This window comes from Pseudomonas sp. LBUM1672 (assembly GCF_059695655.1).
The window spans coordinates 1,748,396-1,771,088 of record NZ_CP166781.1; the positions used below are offsets into that span (position 1 = coordinate 1,748,396).

At 60.9% G+C, this 22,693-nt stretch carries 23 protein-coding genes; all 23 read left to right on the top strand.

From position 1 onward, the window contains the following. The first annotated feature begins 1 nt into the window (after nt 1). Nucleotides 2-1,381 (top strand): sigma-54-dependent transcriptional regulator, encoded by a 1,380-nt coding sequence (locus ACA053_RS07830; RefSeq protein ID WP_497316437.1) that lies wholly within the window; start codon nt 2-4, stop codon nt 1,379-1,381. Nucleotides 1,382-1,644: 263 nt separating this feature from the next. Further along, nucleotides 1,645-1,974 carry a flagellar hook-basal body complex protein FliE gene (gene fliE, locus ACA053_RS07835; protein ID WP_010456962.1) on the top strand — a complete coding sequence of 110 codons (330 nt, stop codon included), beginning with the start codon at nt 1,645-1,647 and terminating at the stop codon, nt 1,972-1,974. 14 nt (nt 1,975-1,988) lie between these two features. Continuing rightward, complete coding sequence (fliF, locus tag ACA053_RS07840; RefSeq protein ID WP_497316439.1) at nt 1,989-3,776, top strand: flagellar basal-body MS-ring/collar protein FliF; 1,788 nt, start codon at nt 1,989-1,991, stop codon at nt 3,774-3,776. Further along, nucleotides 3,769-4,788, top strand: coding sequence for a flagellar motor switch protein FliG (gene fliG / locus ACA053_RS07845; RefSeq protein ID WP_007894195.1), 1,020 nt, complete (start codon nt 3,769-3,771; stop codon nt 4,786-4,788). The genes fliF and fliG overlap by 8 nt, the downstream gene beginning before the upstream one ends. 7 nt (nt 4,789-4,795) lie before the next feature. Next, nucleotides 4,796-5,596, top strand: a complete 801-nt coding sequence (gene fliH / locus ACA053_RS07850; protein ID WP_109628583.1) for a flagellar assembly protein FliH — start codon at nt 4,796-4,798, stop codon at nt 5,594-5,596. Beyond that, nucleotides 5,586-6,944, top strand: coding sequence for a flagellar protein export ATPase FliI (gene fliI, locus ACA053_RS07855; protein ID WP_109628584.1), 1,359 nt, complete (start codon nt 5,586-5,588; stop codon nt 6,942-6,944). The genes fliH and fliI overlap by 11 nt, the downstream gene beginning before the upstream one ends. A 6-nt stretch (nt 6,945-6,950) precedes the next feature. Then, nucleotides 6,951-7,400 carry a flagellar export protein FliJ gene (gene fliJ / locus ACA053_RS07860; RefSeq protein ID WP_109628585.1) on the top strand — a complete coding sequence of 150 codons (450 nt, stop codon included), beginning with the start codon at nt 6,951-6,953 and terminating at the stop codon, nt 7,398-7,400. Between the two features lie 216 nt (nt 7,401-7,616). Then, nucleotides 7,617-7,922 carry an STAS domain-containing protein gene (locus tag ACA053_RS07865; RefSeq protein ID WP_497316442.1) on the top strand — a complete coding sequence of 102 codons (306 nt, stop codon included), beginning with the start codon at nt 7,617-7,619 and terminating at the stop codon, nt 7,920-7,922. Between the two features lie 5 nt (nt 7,923-7,927). Beyond that, on the top strand, nt 7,928-9,634 hold the full coding sequence (locus ACA053_RS07870) for an ATP-binding SpoIIE family protein phosphatase (protein WP_497396138.1): 1,707 nt from the start codon (nt 7,928-7,930) through the stop codon (nt 9,632-9,634). A 30-nt stretch (nt 9,635-9,664) separates the two neighbouring features. Beyond that, entirely contained in the window at nt 9,665-10,012 is a 348-nt protein-coding gene (locus ACA053_RS07875) for an Hpt domain-containing protein (protein ID WP_497316444.1), read from the top strand. Nucleotides 10,013-10,117: 105 nt separating this feature from the next. Further along, a complete protein-coding gene (locus ACA053_RS07880; protein WP_497394917.1) occupies nt 10,118-11,494 on the top strand; it encodes a flagellar hook-length control protein FliK in 1,377 nt (458 codons plus the stop codon). 223 nt (nt 11,495-11,717) lie between these two features. Continuing rightward, complete coding sequence (fliL, locus tag ACA053_RS07885) at nt 11,718-12,215, top strand: flagellar basal body-associated protein FliL (protein ID WP_109628589.1); 498 nt, start codon at nt 11,718-11,720, stop codon at nt 12,213-12,215. Nucleotides 12,216-12,224: 9 nt separating this feature from the next. Then, complete coding sequence (fliM, locus tag ACA053_RS07890) at nt 12,225-13,193, top strand: flagellar motor switch protein FliM (protein ID WP_109628590.1); 969 nt, start codon at nt 12,225-12,227, stop codon at nt 13,191-13,193. Nucleotides 13,194-13,258: 65 nt separating this feature from the next. Then, nucleotides 13,259-13,717: a flagellar motor switch protein FliN gene (gene fliN, locus ACA053_RS07895; RefSeq protein ID WP_109628591.1), complete on the top strand. Its 459-nt coding sequence runs from the start codon at nt 13,259-13,261 to the stop codon at nt 13,715-13,717. Next, nucleotides 13,718-14,167, top strand: a complete 450-nt coding sequence (gene fliO, locus ACA053_RS07900; RefSeq protein ID WP_497394919.1) for a flagellar biosynthetic protein FliO — start codon at nt 13,718-13,720, stop codon at nt 14,165-14,167. Next, the gene (gene fliP / locus ACA053_RS07905) at nt 14,167-14,925 is read left to right on the top strand and encodes a flagellar type III secretion system pore protein FliP (protein ID WP_010456947.1); all 759 of its coding nucleotides are present in this window, start codon (nt 14,167-14,169) and stop codon (nt 14,923-14,925) included. The genes fliO and fliP overlap by 1 nt, the downstream gene beginning before the upstream one ends. Continuing rightward, nucleotides 14,922-15,191, top strand: coding sequence for a flagellar biosynthesis protein FliQ (gene fliQ / locus ACA053_RS07910; protein ID WP_219095676.1), 270 nt, complete (start codon nt 14,922-14,924; stop codon nt 15,189-15,191). The genes fliP and fliQ overlap by 4 nt, the downstream gene beginning before the upstream one ends. A gap of 3 nt (nt 15,192-15,194) precedes the next feature. Further along, nucleotides 15,195-15,980: a flagellar biosynthetic protein FliR gene (gene fliR, locus ACA053_RS07915; protein WP_497316453.1), complete on the top strand. Its 786-nt coding sequence runs from the start codon at nt 15,195-15,197 to the stop codon at nt 15,978-15,980. Nucleotides 15,981-15,983: 3 nt separating this feature from the next. Then, complete coding sequence (gene flhB / locus ACA053_RS07920; protein ID WP_497316455.1) at nt 15,984-17,123, top strand: flagellar biosynthesis protein FlhB; 1,140 nt, start codon at nt 15,984-15,986, stop codon at nt 17,121-17,123. Between the two features lie 246 nt (nt 17,124-17,369). After that, nucleotides 17,370-19,499, top strand: coding sequence for a flagellar biosynthesis protein FlhA (flhA, locus tag ACA053_RS07925; protein WP_109628595.1), 2,130 nt, complete (start codon nt 17,370-17,372; stop codon nt 19,497-19,499). An 11-nt stretch (nt 19,500-19,510) separates the two neighbouring features. Beyond that, a complete protein-coding gene (flhF, locus tag ACA053_RS07930; protein WP_497309217.1) occupies nt 19,511-20,845 on the top strand; it encodes a flagellar biosynthesis GTPase FlhF in 1,335 nt (444 codons plus the stop codon). 116 nt (nt 20,846-20,961) lie between these two features. Next, nucleotides 20,962-21,792, top strand: a complete 831-nt coding sequence (gene fleN / locus ACA053_RS07935; RefSeq protein WP_003222917.1) for a flagellar synthesis regulator FleN — start codon at nt 20,962-20,964, stop codon at nt 21,790-21,792. Next, nucleotides 21,789-22,529 (top strand): RNA polymerase sigma factor FliA, encoded by a 741-nt coding sequence (gene fliA / locus ACA053_RS07940; RefSeq protein WP_007894214.1) that lies wholly within the window; start codon nt 21,789-21,791, stop codon nt 22,527-22,529. The genes fleN and fliA overlap by 4 nt, the downstream gene beginning before the upstream one ends. Nucleotides 22,530-22,693: the final 164 nt, after the last annotated feature.

Consider the following 22,693-nt stretch of genomic DNA (forward strand, 5'->3'; position numbering starts at 1 on the left):
AATGGCAATCAAGGTTCTGCTGGTCGAGGACGACCGCGCGCTACGCGAAGCACTGGCCGATACGCTGTTGCTCGCGGGGCACGATTACACGGCGGTCGGTTCGGCGGAAGAGGCGCTCGCGACGGTCGGTAACGAGGCGTTCAGCCTGGTGATCAGCGACGTCAATATGCCGGGCATGGACGGCCATCAACTGCTCGGTTTGCTGCGAGCGCGTCAGCCGCAGCTGCCGGTGTTGCTGATGACCGCTCACGGCGCTGTCGAACGGGCCGTCGATGCGATGCGCCAGGGCGCTGCGGATTATCTGGTCAAGCCGTTCGAACCCAAAGCCTTGCTCGATCTGGTGGCGCGGCACGCATTGGGCGCGCTCGGCGCGACCGAGAGCGAAGGGCCGATCGCCTTCGAACCGGCCAGCGTGCAATTGCTGGAGCTGGCCGCGCGGGTTGCGCGCAGCGATTCGACGGTATTGATCTCCGGCGAGTCCGGGACCGGTAAAGAAGTGTTGGCTCGCTACATTCATCAGCACTCCCATCGCTCCAGTCAGCCATTCATTGCGATCAACTGCGCGGCGATCCCCGACAACATGCTCGAAGCCACCTTGTTCGGTCACGAAAAAGGTTCGTTCACCGGTGCCATCGCGGCGCAGGCTGGCAAGTTCGAGCAGGCCGATGGCGGCACCATTCTGCTCGACGAAATTTCTGAAATGCCCCTCGGGCTCCAGGCCAAATTGCTGCGTGTGTTGCAGGAGCGCGAAGTCGAGCGGGTCGGCGCGCGCAAGCCGATCACCCTGGATATCCGGGTCGTGGCGACCACCAACCGTGATCTGTCCGGTGAAGTGGCGGCGGGGCGCTTTCGTGAAGACCTCTTCTATCGCTTGTCGGTGTTTCCGCTGGCGTGGCGTCCGTTGCGTGAGCGCACCGCCGACATCCTGCCGCTGGCCGAGCGTCTGCTGGCCAAACACGTCAATAAAATGAAGCATGCTGCGGCGAAACTGTCACCCGAGGCGCAGGCGTGCCTGATCGGTTATCCGTGGCCGGGCAACGTGCGTGAACTGGACAACGCAATCCAGCGCGCCTTGATTCTGCAGCAGGGCGGTTTGATCCAGCCTCAGGATTTCTGCCTGGCCGGGCCGGTGGCCTGTGCGCCGTTGCCGGCCTTGGCGCCGGTGCGGGCGGTGGAGGTCGAGGCTGAATCGGCCGGGGCGTTGGGCGACGACCTGCGCCGCCGTGAGTTCCAGATGATCATCGACACCTTGCGCACCGAACGCGGCCGCCGCAAGGAAGCCGCCGAGCGACTGGGCATCAGCCCGCGCACCTTGCGCTACAAGCTGGCGCAGATGCGTGATGCCGGCATGGATGTGGAAGCGTATTTGTTTGCTACCTGAAAGTTGACGCTAGCAACACCGATCGACATGTGGGAGCGGGCTTGCTCGCGAAAGCTGTAGTCCAGCCAGCATCTCTGTTGAATGGAAAACCGTATTCGCGAGCAAGCCCGCTCCCACTTGGTTTTTGTGGTGATTCACAGTTGAGGAGGGCCCGGGAAGGGCTTTTGTTCAGAGCGGCCACGGAGCTGGCACCCTTGTTGCTAACACCTCACTACCCGCCGAGTGAGTGTCAAAAAATTGCGGGTCGCCAATGAGAGTAGATCATGAGCCAAGGTATTGAATTCAATCGGTTGATGCTGGACATGCGTTCCATGCAAATGGATGCCATGTCTGCGCCTAAATCGACTGCCGCAGTCCCTGAACTGGGTGGCAGCAGCTTTTCCGACATGCTCGGTCAGGCTGTCAATAAAGTGAACGACACCCAGCAGGCGTCCAGTCAGTTGGCCAGTGCCTTCGAGATCGGCAAAAGTGGCGTCGACCTGACGGACGTGATGATTTCCTCGCAGAAGGCCAGCGTGTCTTTTCAAGCGTTGACCCAAGTGCGCAACAAGCTGGTTCAGGCATACCAAGACATCATGCAGATGCCGGTTTAAGGACGAATTGAGTCATGGCAGAAGCAGTCGCCGATAACGTTCCGGCCAAGGCCACCCCAGTAGACGGCAAACCGCCGCTGTTCGGGTTGTCCTTCCTGGAAAACCTCTCCGAGATGACCATGTTGCGTCAGGTAGGCCTGTTGGTCGGCCTGGCTGCGAGCGTGGCGATTGGCTTTGCCGTGGTGCTGTGGTCTCAGCAGCCGGACTACCGGCCTCTGTACGGCAGCCTTGCCGGTATGGACGCCAAGCAGGTCATGGATACCCTGGCCGCCGCCGATATTCCCTACACCGTGGAACCCAACTCCGGCGCCTTGCTGGTCAAGGCCGAAGACCTGTCCCGTGCGCGGCTCAAGCTCGCGGGCGCTGGTGTCACTCCCAGCGATGGCAACATCGGTTTTGAGATCCTCGACAAGGACCAGGGCCTGGGGACCAGCCAGTTCATGGAAGCGACCCGTTATCGTCGCGGCCTCGAAGGCGAACTGGCCCGCACCATTTCCAGCCTGAACAACGTCAAGGGTGCCCGCGTGCACCTGGCGATTCCGAAAAGCTCGGTGTTCGTGCGTGACGAACGCAAGCCAAGTGCATCGGTGCTGGTTGAGCTGTATTCCGGCCGCTCGCTGGAGCCGGGTCAGGTGGTGGCGATCATCAACCTGGTCGCGACCAGCGTTCCCGAGCTCAGCAAATCCCAGATCACCGTGGTCGATCAGAAGGGCAACTTGCTTTCGGATCAGGCGGAAAACTCCGAACTGACCATGGCCGGCAAGCAATTCGACTACAGCCGTCGCATGGAAAGCATGCTGACCCAGCGCGTGCACAACATCCTGCAACCGGTGTTGGGCAACGACCGCTATAAAGCCGAAGTATCGGCCGACGTGGACTTCAGCGCCGTCGAGTCGACTTCCGAGCAGTTCAATCCGGACCAACCGGCGCTGCGCAGCGAGCAGTCGGTCAACGAACAACGCACCGCCAGCAATGGCCCGCAAGGTGTGCCGGGTGCCCTGAGCAACCAGCCGCCATCGCCAGCCTCCGCGCCGCAAACCACCGGTGGCAGCACCGCAGCCGCCGGCATGGTGCAGCCAGGCCAGCCGTTGATCGATGCCAACGGTCAGCAAATCATGGACCCGGCCACCGGTCAGCCGATGCTGGCGCCGTACCCGGCGGACAAGCGTCAACAATCCACCAAGAACTTCGAACTCGACCGCTCGATCAGCCACACCAAGCAACAGCAGGGTCGTCTGAATCGCCTGTCGGTGTCGGTCGTCGTGGATGATCAGGTCAAGGTCAACGCCGCCAACGGCGAGACCACTCGTGCGCCGTGGAGCGCCGATGAGTTGGCGCGCTTCACGCGCCTGGTGCAGGACGCCGTCGGTTTCGACGCCAGCCGGGGTGACAGCGTCAGCGTGATCAACATGCCGTTCTCCGCCGAGCGCGGTGAAGTGATTGCCGATATTCCGTTCTACTCCCAGCCGTGGTTCTGGGACATCGTCAAGCAAGTGCTGGGTGTGTTGTTCATCCTGGTGCTGGTGTTCGGTGTGCTGCGTCCGGTGCTCAACAACATCACCGGTGGCGGCAAAGGCAAACAGCTTGCTGGCTTGGGAAGTGATGTGGAACTCGGTGGCATGGGCGGCCTGGACGGCGAACTGGCCAACGACCGCGTCAGCCTCGGCGGTCCGCAAAGCATCCTGCTGCCGAGCCCGAGCGAAGGCTATGACGCACAGTTGAATGCAATCAAGAGTCTGGTGGCAGAAGATCCGGGTCGCGTGGCCCAGGTCGTGAAAGAGTGGATTAACGCAGATGAGTGATAACCGAGCCGTTGCCGCCAAACTGACCAAGGTCGACAAAGCCGCGATTCTGCTGCTGTCCCTGGGTTCTACCGATGCTGCGCAAGTGTTGCGCCACATGGGGCCCAAAGAGGTCCAGCGTGTGGGTGTGGCCATGGCGCAGATGGGCAACGTCCATCGCGAGCAGGTCGAGCAGGTCATGAGTGAGTTCGTCGACATCGTCGGCGACCAGACCAGCCTGGGCGTCGGCTCCGACGACTACGTGCGCAAAATGCTCACCCAGGCACTGGGCGAAGACAAGGCCAACGGCCTGATCGACCGGATCCTGCTGGGCGGCAACACCAGCGGCCTCGACAGCCTGAAGTGGATGGAGCCGCGCGCCGTCGCCGACGTGATCCGATACGAGCACCCACAGATCCAGGCGATCGTCGTGGCGTACCTCGACCCGGATCAGGCCGGTGAAGTGCTTGGCAACTTCGATCACAAGGTGCGTCTGGACATCATTCTGCGGGTTTCCTCGCTGAACACCGTGCAGCCAGCGGCCCTGAAAGAGCTCAACCAGATTCTCGAGAAGCAGTTCTCCGGCAACTCGAATGCCTCGCGCACCACCCTGGGTGGCATCAAGCGCGCGGCCGATATCATGAACTTCCTCGACAGTTCGATCGAAGGCCAACTGATGGACTCGATTCGCGAAGTCGACGAAGACCTGTCCGGTCAGATCGAAGACCTCATGTTCGTGTTCAACAACCTGTCCGATGTCGACGACCGCGGGATTCAGGCGTTGCTGCGCGAAGTGTCCTCCGACGTGCTGGTGCTGGCCCTCAAGGGTTCGGACGAAGGCGTCAAGGAGAAGATCTTCAAGAACATGTCCAAACGAGCGGCCGAACTGTTGCGCGACGACCTCGAGGCCAAAGGCCCGGTGCGCGTCAGCGACGTGGAAACCGCGCAGAAAGAAATCCTCACCATTGCCCGCCGTATGGCCGAAGCCGGAGAAATCGTTCTCGGCGGGAAGGGCGGCGAAGAGATGATCTAAGGTCACTATGTCGTCCAAACATGATGAGTCCCAGACCGACCTGATCCGAGGCAAGGACGTCGCCGGTTTCGACGTCTGGGCGTTGCCCAGCTTCGATCCTTTTGTGCCGGAGCCCGAGCCGGAACCCGAGCCTGAACCGCCGGAAATGGAAGAAGTGCCGCTGGATGAAGTCCAGCCACTGACCCTCGAAGAACTCGAAAGCATCCGTCAGGAGGCTTACAACGAAGGCTTCGCCATCGGCGAGAAAGAAGGCTTCCACAGCACCACGCTCAAGGTCCGTCAGGAAGCCGAAGCCGTCCTGGCACCAAAGGTCGCGGGCCTGGAACAGCTGATGGCCAACTTGTTCGAGCCCATCGCCGAGCAAGACACCCAGATCGAAAAGTCTTTGGTTGATCTCGTGCAGCACATCACCAAACAGGTGATTCAGCGCGAACTGGCCATCGACTCGACGCAAATCGAACACGTCATGCGCGAAGCCCTCAAGCTTTTGCCGTTGGGCGTGGGCAATGTGCGGCTGTACATCAATCCGCAGGATTTCGAACAGGTCAAAGCCCTGCGCGAGCGCCATGAAGAAACCTGGCGCATCGTCGAGGACGAGTCTCTGTTGCCTGGCGGTTGCCGGGTCGAGACCGAGCACAGTCGCATCGACGCCACTGTTGAAACCCGTGTCGCCCAGGTCATGGCCAAGCTCTTCGATCAGTTGCACGACCAGGCCTTGCACCCGGCTGCGCCGGATCTGAGCCTGGAACTGCCGGTCGACGAGAAGCCTGCGGTCGCTCCGACACTGGACGACCCCGATGCGCCTTGATCGCACCAGCTTCGCCAAGCGCCTCGGCAGTTACGCCGAGGTCACTACGCTGGCGGGGGCGCCGATCCTCGAAGGCCGTCTGCTGCGCATGGTCGGCCTGACCCTCGAAGCCGAAGGTTTGCGCGCTGCCATGGGCAGCCGCTGCATGGTCATCAACGACGACAGTTATCAACCGGTGCAGGTCGAAGCCGAAGTCATGGGTTTCTCCGGCAGCAAGGTGTTCCTGATGCCGGTCGGCAGCGTCGCCGGCATTGCGCCCGGTGCCCGTGTGGTTCCTATGGCAGACACTGGCCGCTTGCCGATGGGCATGAGCATGCTCGGGCGGGTGCTGGACGGCGCCGGTCGTGCGCTGGACGGCAAGGGCGGCATGAAGGCCGAAGACTGGGTGCCGATGGACGGCCCGACCATCAACCCGCTCAAACGCGAACCCATCAGTGAGCCGCTGGACGTGGGCATCCGCACCATCAACGGTTTGTTGACGGTCGGTCGCGGTCAGCGTCTCGGTCTGTTCGCCGGTACCGGCGTCGGTAAATCCGTGCTGCTGGGCATGATGACCCGCTTTACCGAGGCCGACATCATCGTGGTCGGGCTGATCGGTGAGCGGGGCCGTGAAGTTAAAGAGTTCATCGAGCACATCCTCGGTGAAGAAGGGCTCAAGCGTTCGGTGGTCGTCGCCTCGCCGGCGGACGATGCGCCGCTGATGCGTCTGCGCGCGGCCATGTACTGCACGCGCATCGCTGAATATTTCCGCGACAAGGGCAAGAATGTCCTGTTGCTGATGGATTCGCTGACCCGTTTCGCCCAGGCCCAGCGGGAAATCGCCCTGGCCATCGGCGAACCGCCCGCGACCAAAGGTTATCCGCCGTCGGTGTTCGCCAAGTTGCCGAAACTGGTGGAGCGGGCCGGTAACGCCGAGAAGGGCGGCGGTTCGATCACCGCGTTCTACACCGTATTGTCGGAAGGCGATGACCAGCAGGATCCGATTGCCGACTCGGCGCGAGGCGTGCTCGACGGGCACATCGTGCTGTCCCGGCGCCTGGCCGAAGAAGGCCATTACCCGGCTATCGACATCGAAGCGTCCATCAGCCGGGTCATGCCCTCGGTGGTCAGCCCCGAGCACATGGCGCGCGCGCAGATGTTCAAGCAGTATTGGTCGCGCTATCAGCAAAGCCGCGACTTGATCAGCGTCGGCGCCTACGTGCCGGGCGGTGATCGAGAAACCGACATCGCGATTTCCCTGCAACCGGCCATGACCACGTATCTGCGTCAGGGTTTGAACGACAACATCGGCATGGGCGCCAGCGAAAACCACCTCGCCACCATCTTCGCCCCGGCAGCGGGCGGCTAACCGGCCATGGCCCAGAGCCGCGCGGCACGCTTGGCACCGGTGGTGGAAATGGCCGAAAAGGCCGAAAAAACCGCGGTCATGCGCCTCGGGCACTTCCAGGGCCAGGTTCGTGTGGCGGAAAGCAAACTCGCCGACCTCGAAAACTTTCGCCTCGAATACCAGGAACAATGGATCGTGCGCGGCAGTTCGGGCGTTTCCGGTCAGTGGTTGCTCGGCTATCAGGGCTTTCTTGCGCAACTGGGCACCGCCATCGATCAGCAGCGCCAAAGCCTGAACTGGCACCAGAACAACCTGAACAAGGCGCGCGAGTCATGGCAGCAGGCGTTTGCCCGGGTCGAAGGCTTGCGAAAACTTGTACAACGCTACATGGACGAGGCGCGCAAGCTCGAAGACAAGCGCGAGCAGAAGCTGCTGGATGAGTTGTCCCAGCGGTTGCCGCGGCATGATCCGTATTGAGTCAGTCGGACCGCGTGATCGTTCTTCGCGGGCAAGCCTCGCTCCCACAGGATCCGTGTCGTTCGTAATTGCTGTGTACGACACAAAACCTGTAGGAGCGAGGCTTGCCCGCGAAGGCGGTCTGACAGACACCACAATTTCCCGCCTTGCTCCCATCTCCGCCAAGTGCTAAACCTTGTACACGTACGTTCCCCCATGACAAGGAAGCCGTTAAAAATGTCAGTCGTTACAGAAATCTCCCAGGATGGGCAAAAACTGACGATTTCGATCAAGGGACGATTCGATTTCGCCAAGCATCAGGAGTTTCGTGAATCCTACGAAAACCTGCAGCCAAAACCCGAGTCCTTCGAGGTGGATTTGAAGGATGCCACCTACCTCGACAGTTCCGCGCTCGGCATGCTCTTGCTGTTGCGTGATCACGCCGGCGGCGAGAATGCCGAAATCACATTGACCAACGCCAACGCCGATGTGCGCAAGATTCTCGCCATCTCCAACTTTGAACAAATCTTCGACGTTGCATGACCGCCATGCAGCCGTCGCTTGAACCGCTGACGATCCTCATCGCCGAAGACAGCGCGGCCGATCGCATGCTGCTGTCGAGCATCGTCCGCCGCCAGGGCCACCAGGTGCTCACGGCCGCCAACGGTGCCGAAGCGGTCGAAGCGTTTCGCGAGCAGCGGCCGCACCTGGTGCTGATGGACGCCATGATGCCGGTGATGGACGGGTTCGAGGCGGCACAGCAGATCAAGGCGCTGGCCGGGGAAACCTTGGTGCCGATCATCTTCCTGACCTCGCTGACCGAAAGCGAGGCCCTGGCCCGATGTCTGGAGGCCGGTGGCGATGACTTTCTGGCGAAGCCCTACAACCAGGTGATCCTCGCCGCCAAGATCAAGGCCATGGACCGCTTGCGCCGGTTACAGGCCACGGTGCTGCAGCAGCGTGACCTGATCGCCAAACATCACGACTACTTGCTCAACGAGCAGCGGGTGGCCAAGGCCGTGTTTGACAAGGTGGCGCATTCGGGCTGCCTGAGTGCGCCGAACATCCGCTACCTGCAATCGCCGTATGCGTTGTTCAACGGCGATCTGCTGCTCGCAGCGTTCACCCCGGCCGGCGACATGCACGTGCTGCTGGGGGATTTCACCGGTCACGGTTTGCCGGCCGCCGTGGGCGCCATGCCCCTGGCTGAAGTCTTTTACGGCATGACCGCCAAGGGCTACGGCCTGGCCGAAACCTTGCGCGAGATGAATGCCAAGCTCAAACGCATCCTGCCGGTGGACATGTTCTGCTGCGCCACCTTGCTGAGTCTGAGCTTTCAGCGGCGCTCGGTGGAAGTCTGGAACGGCGGGATGCCGGACGGTTACTTGCACAGTATCGCCACGGGGGAGCGCACGCCGCTGCCGGCGCGGCACTTGCCCCTGGGTGTGCTGAGCCCGCAAACCTTCAATGACCGCACCGAAGTGTTTCCGATGGCCGTCGGCGATCGGGTGTTCCTGCTGTCCGACGGGGTCATCGATACCTGCGATGCCAACGAACAGTTGTTTGGTGTGGAGCGGCTGCAGCGGGTGTTTGCGGCCAATCGTCATCCAGACGCGCTGTTCGAGGAAATCGAGCAAGCGTTGCTGGACTTTCGTGGCGAGGCTCGCGATGACGTGAGCATGGTCGAGGTCAGTCTGCTGGAGGCTGCGCAACTGATTCCACCGGCGCCGGTGTATTCCGACAGTGGTCAGTCCTGTCCGCTGGACTGGTCGGTGAGTTTCGAATTTCGTGCCGCGACCCTCAAGCGTTTCAATCCGCTGCCGTACCTTTTGCAATTGTTGCTTGAGGTCCACGGTCTGCGAGCTCAGAGTGGCGCGCTCTACAGCGTGTTGGCAGAGCTTTATTCCAATGCCCTTGAGCACGGCGTGCTCGGGCTGGATTCAAGCCTCAAACGCGATGCCTCGGGGTTCGCGCGCTATTATCAAGCGCGCGGTGAGCGGCTGGAGGCGTTAAGCGACGGCTATGTGCGGGTGCATTTGCAAGTCGTGCCGACCGGCAAGGGCGGGAGCCTGATTGTGCGGGTCGAAGACAGCGGCAAAGGCTTTGATGTGGCGCGGGTGATGGAGCGTCCCGTTGACGGTGGCCGTCTGTCGGGACGCGGCGTCAGTCTGATCCGCCAATTGAGCCGTAGCGCGAGCTGGTCCGACGATGGTCGTAGTGCTCGCGTGGAGTTTTTCTGGGAGGCTCTGGCATAATTCACCCATTCTTGATCAAGGAGTGAGCAAGTGGCTGACACACATCTGGACCGCGACGTGCTGAGCGCGTTGCAGGAAGTCATGGAGGGTGAGTATCCGATGTTACTGGATACCTTCATCTCCGACTCCGAAGAGCGTTTGCGCGTGTTGCGAAAGGCAGAAGATGCAGCGCAACTCATGAATGCCGCCCACAGTTTCAAGGGCAGCAGCAGCAACATGGGCGCCGTTCGCTTGGCAGAGTTGTGCAGTGAGCTGGAACGTCGCGCCAAGGAAAAGAGCCTCACGGGTATCGAAGCGCTTGTCGGTGAAATCGATGGTGAATTTGCCATTGTCCGCCCGCTGTATGAGGCTGAGAAACAGCGCTCTATCGCTGAGTAACGCGACCGTCCGGCGCTTTTGGCCGCTGTCGAGCCAACCTGGCTCGACCTTTGCAACTATCTCGCTCAACTGTACCTACGATCCCAGTGCAGCGGAGACCGTTTTATGCCCGTTACCCCCCATTCGCTTCTGCAGGCCGTCGCGACGGCCAAGACTCAAGTCGCCTCCGCCAATACCCCGGCGCCAGGCTCTGAGCCAGGGGGCAAGGCGTCCAGCTTCGCTGATGTTTACGCCAATCAAGCCCGGAACAAGCCTTCTGCGGTCGCTGATAAACCGACTAAATCTGCTGCCGATAATGCCCCGCAGGGCACCGGCAAACCGGATGTGAGCAGTGACAAGCCTGCCGCTCCGGAGCCGGTGGTTGCCGATAGCGGCAATTCCTTGCCCGCCGATAAACCGGCGCCGACCGATGACGTAACGGCCAGCGACGATCAGGCCGAGACCACTGAAACGCCGGTGGTTGATGCGGCGCCTGTTGATCCGAGCCTCGATCCCGCCCTTGATACTGCGTTGATGCAGGCAGTGCAGCCGTTGGTGACCGTGCCGGTCGTACCAACCGCTGCGCCAGTCGTCACGCCCGCACCGCCACAGGCTGAAGCGCCAGTTGCCGCAGCCGTCGTTGCCGCGACCGTGCAAGCGGCGCCTGTCACCGATAGCGATTTCGATCCTGAGGCTGATCCGCTCGACGCGCTGCCGGCCGTGCGCATGGCCATGGAGCAGAGCGGTCATGTGTCCGCCAGCAGCCAGGCCCAGCCAAAAGCCACACCTGCCCAAACCCAGGCTGACGGTGAGCTGACGGCGGCGCAGAACTTTGCCGCCGGCATGGCCAGCATGCTCGACGTGCAAGCCGACAAGGACAGCACCAGCCAGGGCGGCGAGAAGGCTTTCAGCGGTCTGATCGATAGCGGCCTCAAGGATTTGACGTCTGCCAGCAGCGATACCCGAGTCGATGACTTCGCCAACCGTCTGGCGGCACTGACTCAGGCGGCCACTCCGAAAACCGCCAATGCCTTGCCGGTGAACCAGCCGATTGCCATGCATCAGAGCGGCTGGACCGAGGAAGTGGTCAACCGCGTCATGTACCTTTCCAGTGCCAACCTCAAGGCAGCCGACATTCAGTTGCAACCGGCGGAACTGGGGCGTCTCGATATCCGGGTCAACATGGTTCCGGACCAGCAAACCCAGGTCACCTTCATGAGCGCCCATCCAAGCGTACGCGAAGCGCTGGACAGCCAGATCCATCGCCTGCGTGACATGTTCACGCAACAGGGCATGGGCCAGGTGGACGTCAACGTGTCCGACCAGTCTCGTGGCTGGCAAGGGCAGGGCCAGGATCAGGCTCAACAGGGGCAGGGCGGTCGGACCAATGCCAGCGGCGGACGCCTCGATGGCATGGATGACGAGGTTGCACCGACCGTCACTGAAGTGGCGGCCACCGCGACCAGCGTGATCGGCTCCAGCGCCGTCGACTATTACGCCTGATCCAACGCAATACCCACTCTGGGAGCGAGCCTGCTCGCGATAGCGGTGTAACAGTCAATGCATATGTTGAATGTTATGGCCTCATCGCGAGCAGGCTCGCTCCCACAGGGGGTTGTGGTGTGCCGCAACTCCCCGCTCAACTCCCTCCCGACACTTCTGGCATAACACTTGCTCTTGCCTTGCCGTGCGACTGTGAAAACTAGAATAGTGACGGATTATTGGCATGGCGAAGAGCGACGCAGTAGTAAAAGACCCCGCAACCAAAGGCAAGATCAAGCTGATCATTGTGATCGTGGTGGCCCTGCTGCTGGCGATCGGCATGTCTGTGGGGGCGACCTGGTTCTTCATGCACAGCGCCCAGAGCAAACCTGCCGCCGCTGAAACTGCTGTCGTCGGCAAGCAGCCCGCGATTTTCGAGCCCATGGCCCCGGCTTTCGTGGCCAACTACAACGTGAGCGGTCGCCAGCGTTACATGCAGGTGAGCATCACCATGCTGGGGCGCAATCAGGCTGATCTGGAAGCGCTCAAAGTGCACATGCCGGTGATCCGCAATAACCTGGTCATGCTGTTCTCCGGCCAGGATTTCGCCACGCTGGCGACCCCGGTCGGCCAGGAGATGTTGCGTCAGAAGGCCACGGCCAGCGTCCAGGAAGTGGCGCAGAAAGAACTCGGCAAAGTGGTTATCGAACAGCTGCTTTTCACTAATTTCGTACTGCAGTAGGAACACGACATGGCCGTGCAGGACCTGCTGTCCCAGGATGAGATCGACGCGCTGTTGCATGGCGTCGACGATGGTCTGGTACAGACCGATACCGCCGCCGAACCCGGCAGCGTAAAAAGCTACGACCTGACCAGCCAGGATCGCATCGTCCGCGGACGCATGCCGACCCTGGAAATGATCAACGAGCGTTTCGCCCGCTACACCCGCATCAGCATGTTCAACATGCTGCGCCGCTCGGCGGACGTTGCCGTCGGTGGTGTGCAGGTGATGAAGTTCGGCGAATACGTGCACTCGCTGTACGTGCCGACCAGCCTCAACCTGGTCAAGATCAAGCCGTTGCGCGGCACCGCGTTGTTCATCCTCGACGCCAAACTGGTGTTCAAGCTGGTGGACAACTTCTTCGGCGGCGACGGCCGTCACGCCAAGATCGAGGGGCGTGAATTCACCCCCACCGAGTTGCGCGTGGTGCGCATGGTGCTGGAGCAGGCCTTCGTCGATTTGAAGGAAGCCTGGCAGGCGATCATGGAAGTGAACTTCGAGTACATCAACTCGGAAGTGAACCCGGCCATGGCCAACATCGTCGGCCCGAGCGAAGCGGTGGTGGTGTCGACGTTCCACATCGAACTCGATGGTGGTGGCGGCGACCTGCACGTGACCATGCCGTACTCGATGATCGAGCCGGTGCGCGAAATGCTCGACGCCGGCTTCCAGTCGGACCTGGACGACCAGGACGAGCGTTGGGTCAACGCCCTGCGCCAAGACGTGCTCGACGTCGACGTGCCGATCGGTGCCACGGTTGCCCGTCGCCAGTTGCGCTTGCGCGACATCCTGCACATGCAACCGGGGGACGTAATCCCGGTCGAGATGCCCGAAGAAATGATCATGCGCGCCAACGGCGTGCCGGCCTTCAAGGTCAAGATGGGCTCGCACAAAGGCAACCTCGCGTTGCAAGTGATCGAGCCGATCGAGCGTCGCTGACCGGCGCTCCAACCCCCTATTAATTGGCTGCTCTTGATTGAGCAGTTGCCCGCCGAGGACACATGATGAACGACGATATGAACGCCCAGGACGACCAGGCACTGGCTGACGAATGGGCTGCCGCCCTGGAAGAAACCGGTGATGCCGGCCAGGACGATATCGACGCCTTGCTGGCTGCCGACGCCGCCAGTTCTCCGTCCAACCGTCTGCCGATGGAAGAGTTTGGCAGCGTGCCGAAGAACCACGATCCGGTCACCCTCGACGGTCCGAACCTCGATGTGATTCTCGACATCCCGGTGTCGATTTCCATGGAAGTGGGTAGCACCGACATCAACATCCGCAACCTGCTGCAACTCAACCAGGGTTCGGTGATCGAGCTCGATCGCCTGGCCGGTGAGCCGCTGGACGTGCTGGTCAACGGCACCCTGATCGCCCACGGCGAAGTGGTCGTGGTCAACGAGAAGTTCGGCATCCGCCTGACCGACGTGATCAGCCCTAGCGAACGTATCAAGAAGCTGCGCTAAGTGAAAAAGGTTCTGGGGCTTCTGCTTGCGTTGCCGTTCAGTGTTCTGGCAGCCGAACCCGTGGCCACGGTTGCAACGGTCGCTGCTGCACCGGCGACCAGTAGCGGTGTGGCCGGGCAATTGACGCAGTTGGTGTTCGGCTTGCTGCTGGTGCTGGGGTTGATCTTCTTCCTCGCCTGGCTGCTGCGCCGGGTCCAGCAGGCCGGGCCGGCCGGTAAAGGGCAGGTGATCGAGATTGTCGGCTCCCGTGCCTTGGGGCCGCGCGATCGTTTGATGCTGGTGCAGGTCGGCAACGAGCAAATCCTGCTTGGCCTGAGCCCTGGCACGATCACTGCGCTGCATGTGCTTAAAGAGCCGATTGACGTGCCGACCACCACCGAGAGCGCGACTCCGGAGTTTGCCCAGCATCTGTTGAAGATGCTCGGCAAGGATCAGAAGGATAAGAAGTAATGGGTGCGTTACGCATCGTCTTGACGCTGGCCCTGATGCTGGTCGCGCCGCTGGCGTTCGCCGCCGATCCGTTGTCGATCCCGGCGATCACGCTGGGCACCAACGCCAATGGCGCTCAGGAATATTCGGTCAGCCTGCAAATTCTGCTGATCATGACGGCGCTGAGTTTCATCCCGGCGTTTGTCATGTTGATGACCAGTTTCACCCGGATCATCATCGTCTTTTCGATCCTGCGCCAGGCCCTGGGCCTGCAGCAGACGCCGTCGAACCAGATCCTTACCGGCATGGCCCTGTTCCTGACGCTGTTCATCATGGCGCCGGTATTCGACCGCGTGAATCAGGACGCCTTGCAGCCATACCTGGCGGAAAAGCTCACCGCTCAGGATGCTGTGGCCAAGGCCCAGGTGCCGATCAAGGACTTCATGCTGGCGCAGACGCGCAGCAGCGATCTCGAGCTGTTCATGCGCCTGTCCAAGCGCACTGACATAGCCTCGCCGGATCAGGCGCCGTTGACCATTCTGGTGCCGGCCTTCGTGACGTCTGAGCTGAAAACCGCGTTCCAGATCGGCTTCATGATCTTCATTCCGTTCCTGATCATCGACCTGGTCGTGGCCAGCGTGCTGATGGCCATGGGTATGATGATGCTCTCGCCGCTGATCATTTCCCTGCCGTTCAAGATCATGTTGTTCGTGCTGGTGGATGGCTGGGCGTTGATTATCGGTACCCTGGCGAGCAGCTTCGGTGGTGTGTCGCCATGACGCCGGAAGTGGCGGTAGACATCTTCCGCGAAGCGCTGTGGCTGACCACGATGATGGTTGCGGTGCTGGTGATTCCGAGCCTGCTGGTGGGCCTGCTGGTGGCGATGTTCCAGGCCGCCACGCAAATCAACGAACAGACCCTGAGTTTCCTGCCGCGCTTGCTGGTGATGTTGGTGACGCTGATCGTCGCCGGCCCGTGGATGGTGCAGACGTTCATGGAATATATCCTGCAGCTTTACGGCAGCATTCCTCAGGTCATCGGCTAAACCATGCCGACGCTGCTGCAACTGACCGATACCCAGATCAGTACCTGGGTCGCGACGTTCATGTTGCCGCTGTTTCGCATTGGCGCGTTGCTGATGGTCATGCCGGTCTTTGGCACGTCCCTGGTGCCCACTCGCGTGCGCCTGTACTTCGCCCTGGCGTTCACAGTGGTGATTGCGCCGGGCCTGCCGCCGATGCCGCCGATCAATGCGCTGGATTTGAGTGCGCTGTTGCTGATCGCCGAGCAGATCCTCATCGGCGCGCTGCTGGGCTTTTCCTTGCAGTTGTTTTTCCAGGCGTTCGTGGTGGCGGGGCAGATCGTCTCCATTCAGATGGGCATGGGCTTCGCGTCGATGGTCGACCCCACCAACGGCGTCTCAGTGGCGGTGATCGGGCAGTTCTTCACCATGCTGGTGACGCTGTTGTTCCTGTCCATGAATGGCCACCTGGTGGTCTTCGAAGTCCTGACCGAAAGCTTCACCACGATGCCGGTAGGCAGTGGCTTGATGGTCAATCATTTCTGGGAACTGGCCGGCAAGCTGGGCTGGGTCCTCGGTGCTGCGTTATTGCTGGTGCTGCCGGCGATCACGGCGTTGCTGGTGGTCAACATTGCGTTTGGCGTGATGACCCGGGCCGCGCCGCAGCTGAACATCTTTTCCATCGGCTTCCCGCTGACCCTGGTGCTCGGGCTGTTCATCGTCTGGGTCGGTCTGGCGGACATCATCAATCAGTATCAACCGCTGGCCTCCGAGGCCTTGCAGTTGTTACGCGAACTGGCACGGGCGCGCTGAGTCATGGCTGAGAGCGAAAGCGGTCAGGACAAAACAGAAGACCCCACGGAGAAACGTAAAAAGGACTCCCGGGACAAGGGCGAGATTGCGCGCTCCAAGGAACTCAACACCCTGGCGGTCATGCTTGCCGGCGCCGGTGCGCTGCTGATTTTCGGCGGCGCGTTGGCCCAGGACCTGATGGAGTTGATGCGGATGAACTTCACGCTGTCGCGTGAAGTGATTCTGGATCAGCGCAACATGGGCACCTTCCTCTTGCACTCGGGGCAGATCGCCCTGCTGTCGATTCAACCGGTAATGATCACTTTGTTACTGGCTGCGCTGATCGGCCCAATTTCCCTCGGTGGCTGGCTGTTTGCAGCGGGCTCCATGGCGCCGAAATTCAGTCGCATGAACCCCGGCGCGGGGCTCAAGCGAATGTTCTCGGCCAAGGCGCTGGTCGAACTGCTCAAGGCGTTGGCGAAGTTTTTCATCGTGCTGTTCGTGGCGCTGGCGGTGTTGTCTTCCGACATCGACGATCTGATGCGCATTGCCCACGAACCGTTGGACATGGCGATCATTCACAGCCTGCAAGTGGTCGGCTGGAGCACCTTGTGGATGGCCTGCGGGCTGATCATCATCGCCGCCGTCGACGTGCCGGTGCAGCTGTGGGAAAGCCACAAGAAACTGCTGATGACCAAGCAGGAAGTGCGCGACGAACACAAGGATCAGGAAGGGCGTCCGGAGGTCAAACAGCGCATTCGCCAGTTGCAGCGCGAGATGTCGCAGCGGCGGATGATGGCGGCCATTCCCGAAGCTGATGTGGTCATCACCAACCCGACGCACTACGCCGTCGCCCTCAAGTACGACCCGGACAAGGGCAGTGCGCCGGTGCTGTTGGCCAAGGGTAATGACTTCCTCGCCTTGAAGATTCGTGAAATCGCCGTGGCCAACAATGTGCTGCTGCTCGAATCGCCGGCCCTGGCACGTTCGATCTACTACTCCACGGAGCTGGAGCAGGAAATCCCTGGTGGGTTGTATCTGGCGGTTGCCCAGGTATTGGCCTACGTCTACCAGATCCGCCAATACCGCGCGGGCAAGGGCAAGCGCCCGGATCCGCTCAAGGATAATCTGCCGATTCCACCGGATCTGCGCCGCGATTCCTGAGTTTTGCGCTGTCGCTGATGGCCTCTTCGCGAGCAAGCCCGCTCCCACATTCGACCGCATTTCTCTGAGCGCGCGCGGTTAAATGTGGGAGCGGGCTTGCTCGCGAAAGCGCCGGATCAGCCACTGCGATTTCCCTTAGACCCCCTCTATTTCAAGCGCCTGCAAAAGTTGGAAGGTTTCTTGCAATAGCCGCCTTGCGCCTGGTTTGGGCGTCAAAAGTTTGCTTTAAAGAAACGGGGAAAACCGGTGGATCGCTCTCAGTTATTCAACACTGCCCGCACAAACGTTGCCGACTTGAGTCGGGGCAACCTGGGTGTGCCGTTGTTGCTGCTGGTCATGCTGGCAATGATGATGTTGCCGATCCCGCCGTTCCTGCTGGACGTGTTTTTCACGTTCAACATCGCGTTGTCGATCGTCGTCCTGCTGGTTTGCGTCTACGCCTTGCGGCCGCTGGATTTCGCAGTGTTCCCGACCATTCTGCTGGTGGCGACGCTGTTGCGACTGGCGCTGAACGTGGCATCCACCCGGGTGGTGATGCTTCACGGACAGGACGGTCACGCTTCCGCCGGTAAGGTAATCCAGGCCTTCGGCGAGGTGGTGATCGGCGGTAACTACGTGGTTGGTATCGTGGTCTTCGCGATCTTGATGATCATCAACTTCGTCGTGGTGACCAAGGGTGCCGGGCGGATTTCCGAGGTGAGCGCGCGTTTCACCCTCGATGCGATGCCCGGTAAACAAATGGCGATCGACGCCGATTTGAACGCCGGCCTGATCGACCAGAACCAGGCCAAACTGCGCCGGGTGGAAGTGGCCCAGGAAGCCGAGTTCTACGGCTCAATGGACGGTGCCAGCAAATTCGTGCGCGGTGACGCCATCGCCGGTTTGCTGATTCTGTTCATCAACCTGATCGGCGGCATGGCGGTCGGTATCTTCCAGCACGGCATGACCTTTGGCGACGCCGGCCGGGTGTACGCCTTGCTGACCATCGGTGACGGTTTGGTGGCGCAATTGCCATCACTGCTGTTATCGACCGCTGCAGCGATCATGGTGACCCGTGCGTCCGGTTCGGAAGACATGGGCAAGCAAATCAATCGCCAGATGTTCGCCTCGCCCAAAGCGTTGGCCGTGGCGGCCGGTTTGATGGCGGTGATGGGCCTGGTGCCCGGCATGCCGCACTTCTCCTTTCTGTCCATGGCCGCGTTGGCGGCCGGTGGTGCGTACCTGTTCTGGAAGAAGCAGAACGTGGTCAAGGTTCAGGCCCTGCAAGAGGTCAAGCGTCAGCAAGAGCTGCTGCCATCGCCGGCCCGTGCCATGGAAACCAAGGAGCTGGGCTGGGACGATGTGACGCCGATCGACATGATCGGCCTGGAAGTCGGCTATCGCCTGATTCCGCTGGTGGATCGCAACCAGGGTGGTCAGTTGCTGGCGCGGATCAAGGGCGTGCGCAAGAAGCTGTCCCAGGACCTGGGCTTCCTGATGCCGACTGTGCATATTCGTGACAACCTCGACCTGGCGCCGAGTGCTTACCGCCTGACCCTGATGGGCGTGATCCTGGCCGAAGCCGAGATTTACCCGGATCGCGAACTGGCGATCAACCCGGGGCAAGTCTACGGCACGCTCAACGGCATAACCGCCAAAGATCCGGCTTTTGGCCTGGAAGCGGTGTGGATCGAAATCAGCCAGCGTGCCCAGGCACAATCGCTTGGTTACACCGTCGTGGATGCCAGCACGGTCGTGGCGACGCACTTGAACCAGATTCTGTACAAGCACTCCAGCGAGTTGATCGGTCACGAAGAAGTCCAACAACTCATGCAATTGCTGGCCAAAAGCTCACCGAAGCTGGCCGAAGAGCTGGTGCCGGGGGTGGTTTCGCTCTCGCAGCTGCTCAAAGTGCTTCAAGCGTTGTTGGCCGAACAGGTGCCCGTGCGGGATATTCGCAGCATCGCCGAGGCCATCGCCAACAATGCGGCCAAGAGTCAAGATACTGCCGCTTTGGTGGCTGCGGTGCGCGTCGGCGTTTCCCGCGCAATCGTCCAAAGCATTGTAGGCACTGACTCCGAGCTACCAGTTATCACGCTGGAGCCAAGGTTGGAACAAATATTGCTCAATAGTCTTCAGAAGGCAGGACAAGGCTCGGAAGAGGGCGTTCTGCTGGAGCCAAGCATGGCTGAAAAGCTGCAGCGTTCGTTGATCGATGCGGCGCAGCGTCAGGAAATGCAAGGTCAACCGGTGATTCTGCTGGTGGCCGGTCCGGTTCGCGCGATGCTTTCGCGATTCGGCCGACTGGCAGTCCCGGGTTTGCATGTGTTGGCTTATCAGGAAATACCTGACAACAAGCAAGTGACCATCGTTGCGACAGTAGGGCCCAACGGCTGAGGTAGTGGTTTATGCAAGTTAAGCGTTTTTTCGCCGCCGATATGCGTCAGGCCATGAAACTGGTTCGTGATGAGCTGGGCGCTGATGCCGCCATTATTGGCAATCGCCGGATCGCCGGTGGTGTCGAGCTGACGGCTGCCCTGGATTACAAATTGTCGGCGCTGGCCCCGCGTGTTCCGAACATGGAACTCGAGGATGAGTTGCGCAAGACCCAGTCGCGGATCGTCACCGCCCAGGCCGAATTGAGCCTGCGTGGCGAAGGCGAGACCGAAGGCGACAAGACCACCAATCGCCAGTTGTTCGCCGGCCTGCCATTGACCGCCGCCGAGCCGCTGATCGAACCGACCTACGCCGAACCTCGTCGTTCCGCTCCAGCCCCGGCACCCGCTGCTGGCGGCGTGGACCCACGGGCTTTCGATTCGATGCGTTTCGAGCTCAACAGCCTGCGCGAGCTGATGGAAGTGCAACTCGGCTCCCTGGCCTGGAATCAGCTGCAAGGCAGCCGTCCGGCCCAGGCCAATCTCTGGCGTCGCCTGCAACGCATCGGCCTGTCCGGCCCGTTGTCTCGCGACTTGCTGGCGATGATTGCCGACATTGACGAGCCCCGTCAGGCCTGGCGCATGTTGCTGGCGCACCTGGCGCGGATGATTGCCACGCCGGAAGTCGAGCCACTGGAAGAGGGCGGCGTGATTGCCATGGTCGGCCCGGCCGGCATGGGCAAGACCACCACCCTGGCCAAGCTCGCGGCCCGCTACGTGCTCAAATACGGCGCGCAAAACATCGCGCTGGTGAGCATGGACAGCTACCGTATCGGTGCGCAGGAACAATTGAAGACCCTGGGCCGGATTCTCAACGTGTCGGTCACTCACGTCGATCCGGGCCAATCGCTGGTGCAGGCGCTGGATCCCTTGTTGCGCAAACGCGTGGTGCTGATCGATACCGCGGGCCTTCAGGCCAGTGATCCGGCCCTGCGCATGCAGCTCGAAAGCCTGGCTGGACGTGGCATCAAGTCAAAAAATTATCTGGTTCTCGCAACCACCAGCCAGAAACAGGTTCTAACGGCCGCTTATCACAGTTACAAGCGCTGCGGGCTAGCTGGCTGCATCCTGACTAAACTGGATGAAACGGCAAGTCTGGGCGAGGTGTTGAGCCTGGCGATCAGTCATGAATTGCCGGTGGCTTACCTGACCGATGGCCCGCGTATTCCGGATGATTTGCATCTGCCGCGTCGTCATCAGTTGGTCAGTCGCGCCGTAAGCGTGCAAATGCAGGAAGAACCCAGCGAAGAAGCCATGGCTGACATGTTCGCTGATATTTACCACAGCCCGACCAAGCAGGTTGGCTGAGGTACTAATGAACAGTTTTTGTACCTACATCGATGGTCTGCCATGCATTGTTCAGTTGATGAACGCGCAGCCAGTAATGTGGCCTCCGTCTATGCAAGACAAGGTAAAGAAATAACATGGGCAGCATGCATCCCGTACAGGTGATCGCGGTGACCGGCGGCAAAGGTGGCGTCGGGAAGACTAACGTGTCAGTGAACTTGTCCCTGGCTCTAGCTGAGCTCGGCCGGCGCGTCATGCTGCTGGACGCCGATCTGGGGCTGGCGAACGTCGACGTCCTGCTGGGGCTGACACCCAAACGTACCCTGGCCGACGTGATCGAAGGCCGCTGTGAGCTGCGCGACGTGCTGTTGCAAGGCCCCGGCGGTATCCGCATCGTCCCGGCCGCGTCCGGCACGCAGAGCATGGTTCATTTGAGCCCGGCCCAACACGCCGGCCTGATCCAGGCCTTCAGCGATATCGGCGACAACCTCGACGTCTTGGTGATCGACACCGCTGCGGGCATTGGTGACTCGGTAGTCAGTTTCGTTCGCGCCGCGCAAGAAGTTTTGCTGGTGGTCTGCGACGAGCCGACTTCGATCACGGATGCCTACGCGTTGATCAAACTGCTGAACCGCGACTACGGCATGAACCGCTTCCGCGTCCTGGCCAACATGGCCCAGAGCCCGCAGGAAGGTCGCAACCTGTTCGCCAAGTTGACCAAGGTCACGGACCGCTTCCTCGACGTCGCCCTACAATACGTTGGCGCGGTGCCTTACGACGAAAGCGTGCGCAAGGCTGTGCAGAAGCAGCGCGCCGTCTACGAAGCCTTCCCGCGTTCCAAGTGCGCCCTGGCGTTCAAGGCAATCGCGCAGAAGGTCGACACCTGGCCGTTACCTGCCAACCCGCGTGGGCACCTGGAGTTTTTCGTCGAGCGCCTCGTGCAACAGACCGCAGGACCCGTCCTATGACAGCCAGTGGCTACAACCTCTACAAGAAGTCGGCACGTGATGCGCAGTACGAGCTGATCGAGCGTTACGCGCCACTGGTCAAACGCATTGCTTACCACTTGCTGGCCCGTCTGCCGGCCAGTGTTCAGGTTGAAGACCTGATCCAGGCCGGGATGATTGGCCTGCTTGAAGTATCGACCAAATATGACGCCAGCAAAGGCGCGAGTTTCGAGACGTACGCGGGCATTCGAATCCGTGGCGCGATGCTCGATGAAGTACGCAAGGGGGACTGGGCGCCACGTTCGGTCCACCGCAATACCCGGATGGTCAGCGACGCAATTCGCTCGATTGAAGCTAAAACCGGTCGTGACGCTAAAGATCATGAGGTTGCGGCCGAACTCCAATTGAGTCTCGATGATTATTACGGGATTTTGAACGACACCCTGGGCAGCCGGTTATTCAGTTTCGACGATCTGTTGCAGGACGGCGAACACGAAGGGCTGCACGAGGATGGCGCGAGTGCACATCTGGAGCCGTCACGCGATCTGGAAGATGAACGCTTCCAGGCAGCGCTGGCGGACGCGATTGCCAATTTGCCGGAGCGTGAGCGACTGGTGTTGGCGCTGTACTACGACGAAGAGCTGAACCTCAAGGAAATCGGTGAGGTCCTGGGGGTCAGCGAATCGCGGGTCAGCCAGTTACATAGCCAGTGCGCGGCCCGTTTGCGGGGGCGTTTGGGGGAGTGGCGAGCGCGCTGAAGGCAGTGTGGGGACACTGCGAACGAGGCCGGTGGGGTGTTGAACTGCACCGGTCGCGATCTGTTGTGCTCCAGACAGTCATCGAATGCATTGCCGGATTGATTGAAATGGCGCGTCCAGGTGCTGGGCGCGTTTAAGACTGCTTGGAGGTCGAATTGGACAAG

What these genes read in the sequence shown, in the direction of transcription:
- fliQ (WP_219095676.1), top strand. Translation starts at nt 14,922, where the DNA reads ATGACGCCGGAAGTGGCGGTAGACATCTTCCGCGAAGCGCTGTGGCTG.
- fliH (WP_109628583.1), top strand. Translation starts at nt 4,796, where the DNA reads ATGTCGTCCAAACATGATGAGTCCCAGACCGACCTGATCCGAGGCAAG.
- fliL (WP_109628589.1), top strand. Translation starts at nt 11,718, where the DNA reads ATGGCGAAGAGCGACGCAGTAGTAAAAGACCCCGCAACCAAAGGCAAG.
- fliP (WP_010456947.1), top strand. Translation starts at nt 14,167, where the DNA reads ATGGGTGCGTTACGCATCGTCTTGACGCTGGCCCTGATGCTGGTCGCG.
- fliN (WP_109628591.1), top strand. Translation starts at nt 13,259, where the DNA reads ATGAACGACGATATGAACGCCCAGGACGACCAGGCACTGGCTGACGAA.
- fliF (WP_497316439.1), top strand. Translation starts at nt 1,989, where the DNA reads ATGGCAGAAGCAGTCGCCGATAACGTTCCGGCCAAGGCCACCCCAGTA.
- ACA053_RS07865 (WP_497316442.1), top strand. Translation starts at nt 7,617, where the DNA reads ATGTCAGTCGTTACAGAAATCTCCCAGGATGGGCAAAAACTGACGATT.
- ACA053_RS07880 (WP_497394917.1), top strand. Translation starts at nt 10,118, where the DNA reads ATGCCCGTTACCCCCCATTCGCTTCTGCAGGCCGTCGCGACGGCCAAG.
- ACA053_RS07830 (WP_497316437.1), top strand. Translation starts at nt 2, where the DNA reads ATGGCAATCAAGGTTCTGCTGGTCGAGGACGACCGCGCGCTACGCGAA.
- fliM (WP_109628590.1), top strand. Translation starts at nt 12,225, where the DNA reads ATGGCCGTGCAGGACCTGCTGTCCCAGGATGAGATCGACGCGCTGTTG.
- fliR (WP_497316453.1), top strand. Translation starts at nt 15,195, where the DNA reads ATGCCGACGCTGCTGCAACTGACCGATACCCAGATCAGTACCTGGGTC.
- fliE (WP_010456962.1), top strand. Translation starts at nt 1,645, where the DNA reads ATGAGCCAAGGTATTGAATTCAATCGGTTGATGCTGGACATGCGTTCC.
- fliI (WP_109628584.1), top strand. Translation starts at nt 5,586, where the DNA reads ATGCGCCTTGATCGCACCAGCTTCGCCAAGCGCCTCGGCAGTTACGCC.
- fliJ (WP_109628585.1), top strand. Translation starts at nt 6,951, where the DNA reads ATGGCCCAGAGCCGCGCGGCACGCTTGGCACCGGTGGTGGAAATGGCC.
- flhB (WP_497316455.1), top strand. Translation starts at nt 15,984, where the DNA reads ATGGCTGAGAGCGAAAGCGGTCAGGACAAAACAGAAGACCCCACGGAG.
- ACA053_RS07870 (WP_497396138.1), top strand. Translation starts at nt 7,928, where the DNA reads ATGCAGCCGTCGCTTGAACCGCTGACGATCCTCATCGCCGAAGACAGC.
- fliG (WP_007894195.1), top strand. Translation starts at nt 3,769, where the DNA reads ATGAGTGATAACCGAGCCGTTGCCGCCAAACTGACCAAGGTCGACAAA.
- fliA (WP_007894214.1), top strand. Translation starts at nt 21,789, where the DNA reads ATGACAGCCAGTGGCTACAACCTCTACAAGAAGTCGGCACGTGATGCG.
- flhF (WP_497309217.1), top strand. Translation starts at nt 19,511, where the DNA reads ATGCAAGTTAAGCGTTTTTTCGCCGCCGATATGCGTCAGGCCATGAAA.
- fleN (WP_003222917.1), top strand. Translation starts at nt 20,962, where the DNA reads ATGGGCAGCATGCATCCCGTACAGGTGATCGCGGTGACCGGCGGCAAA.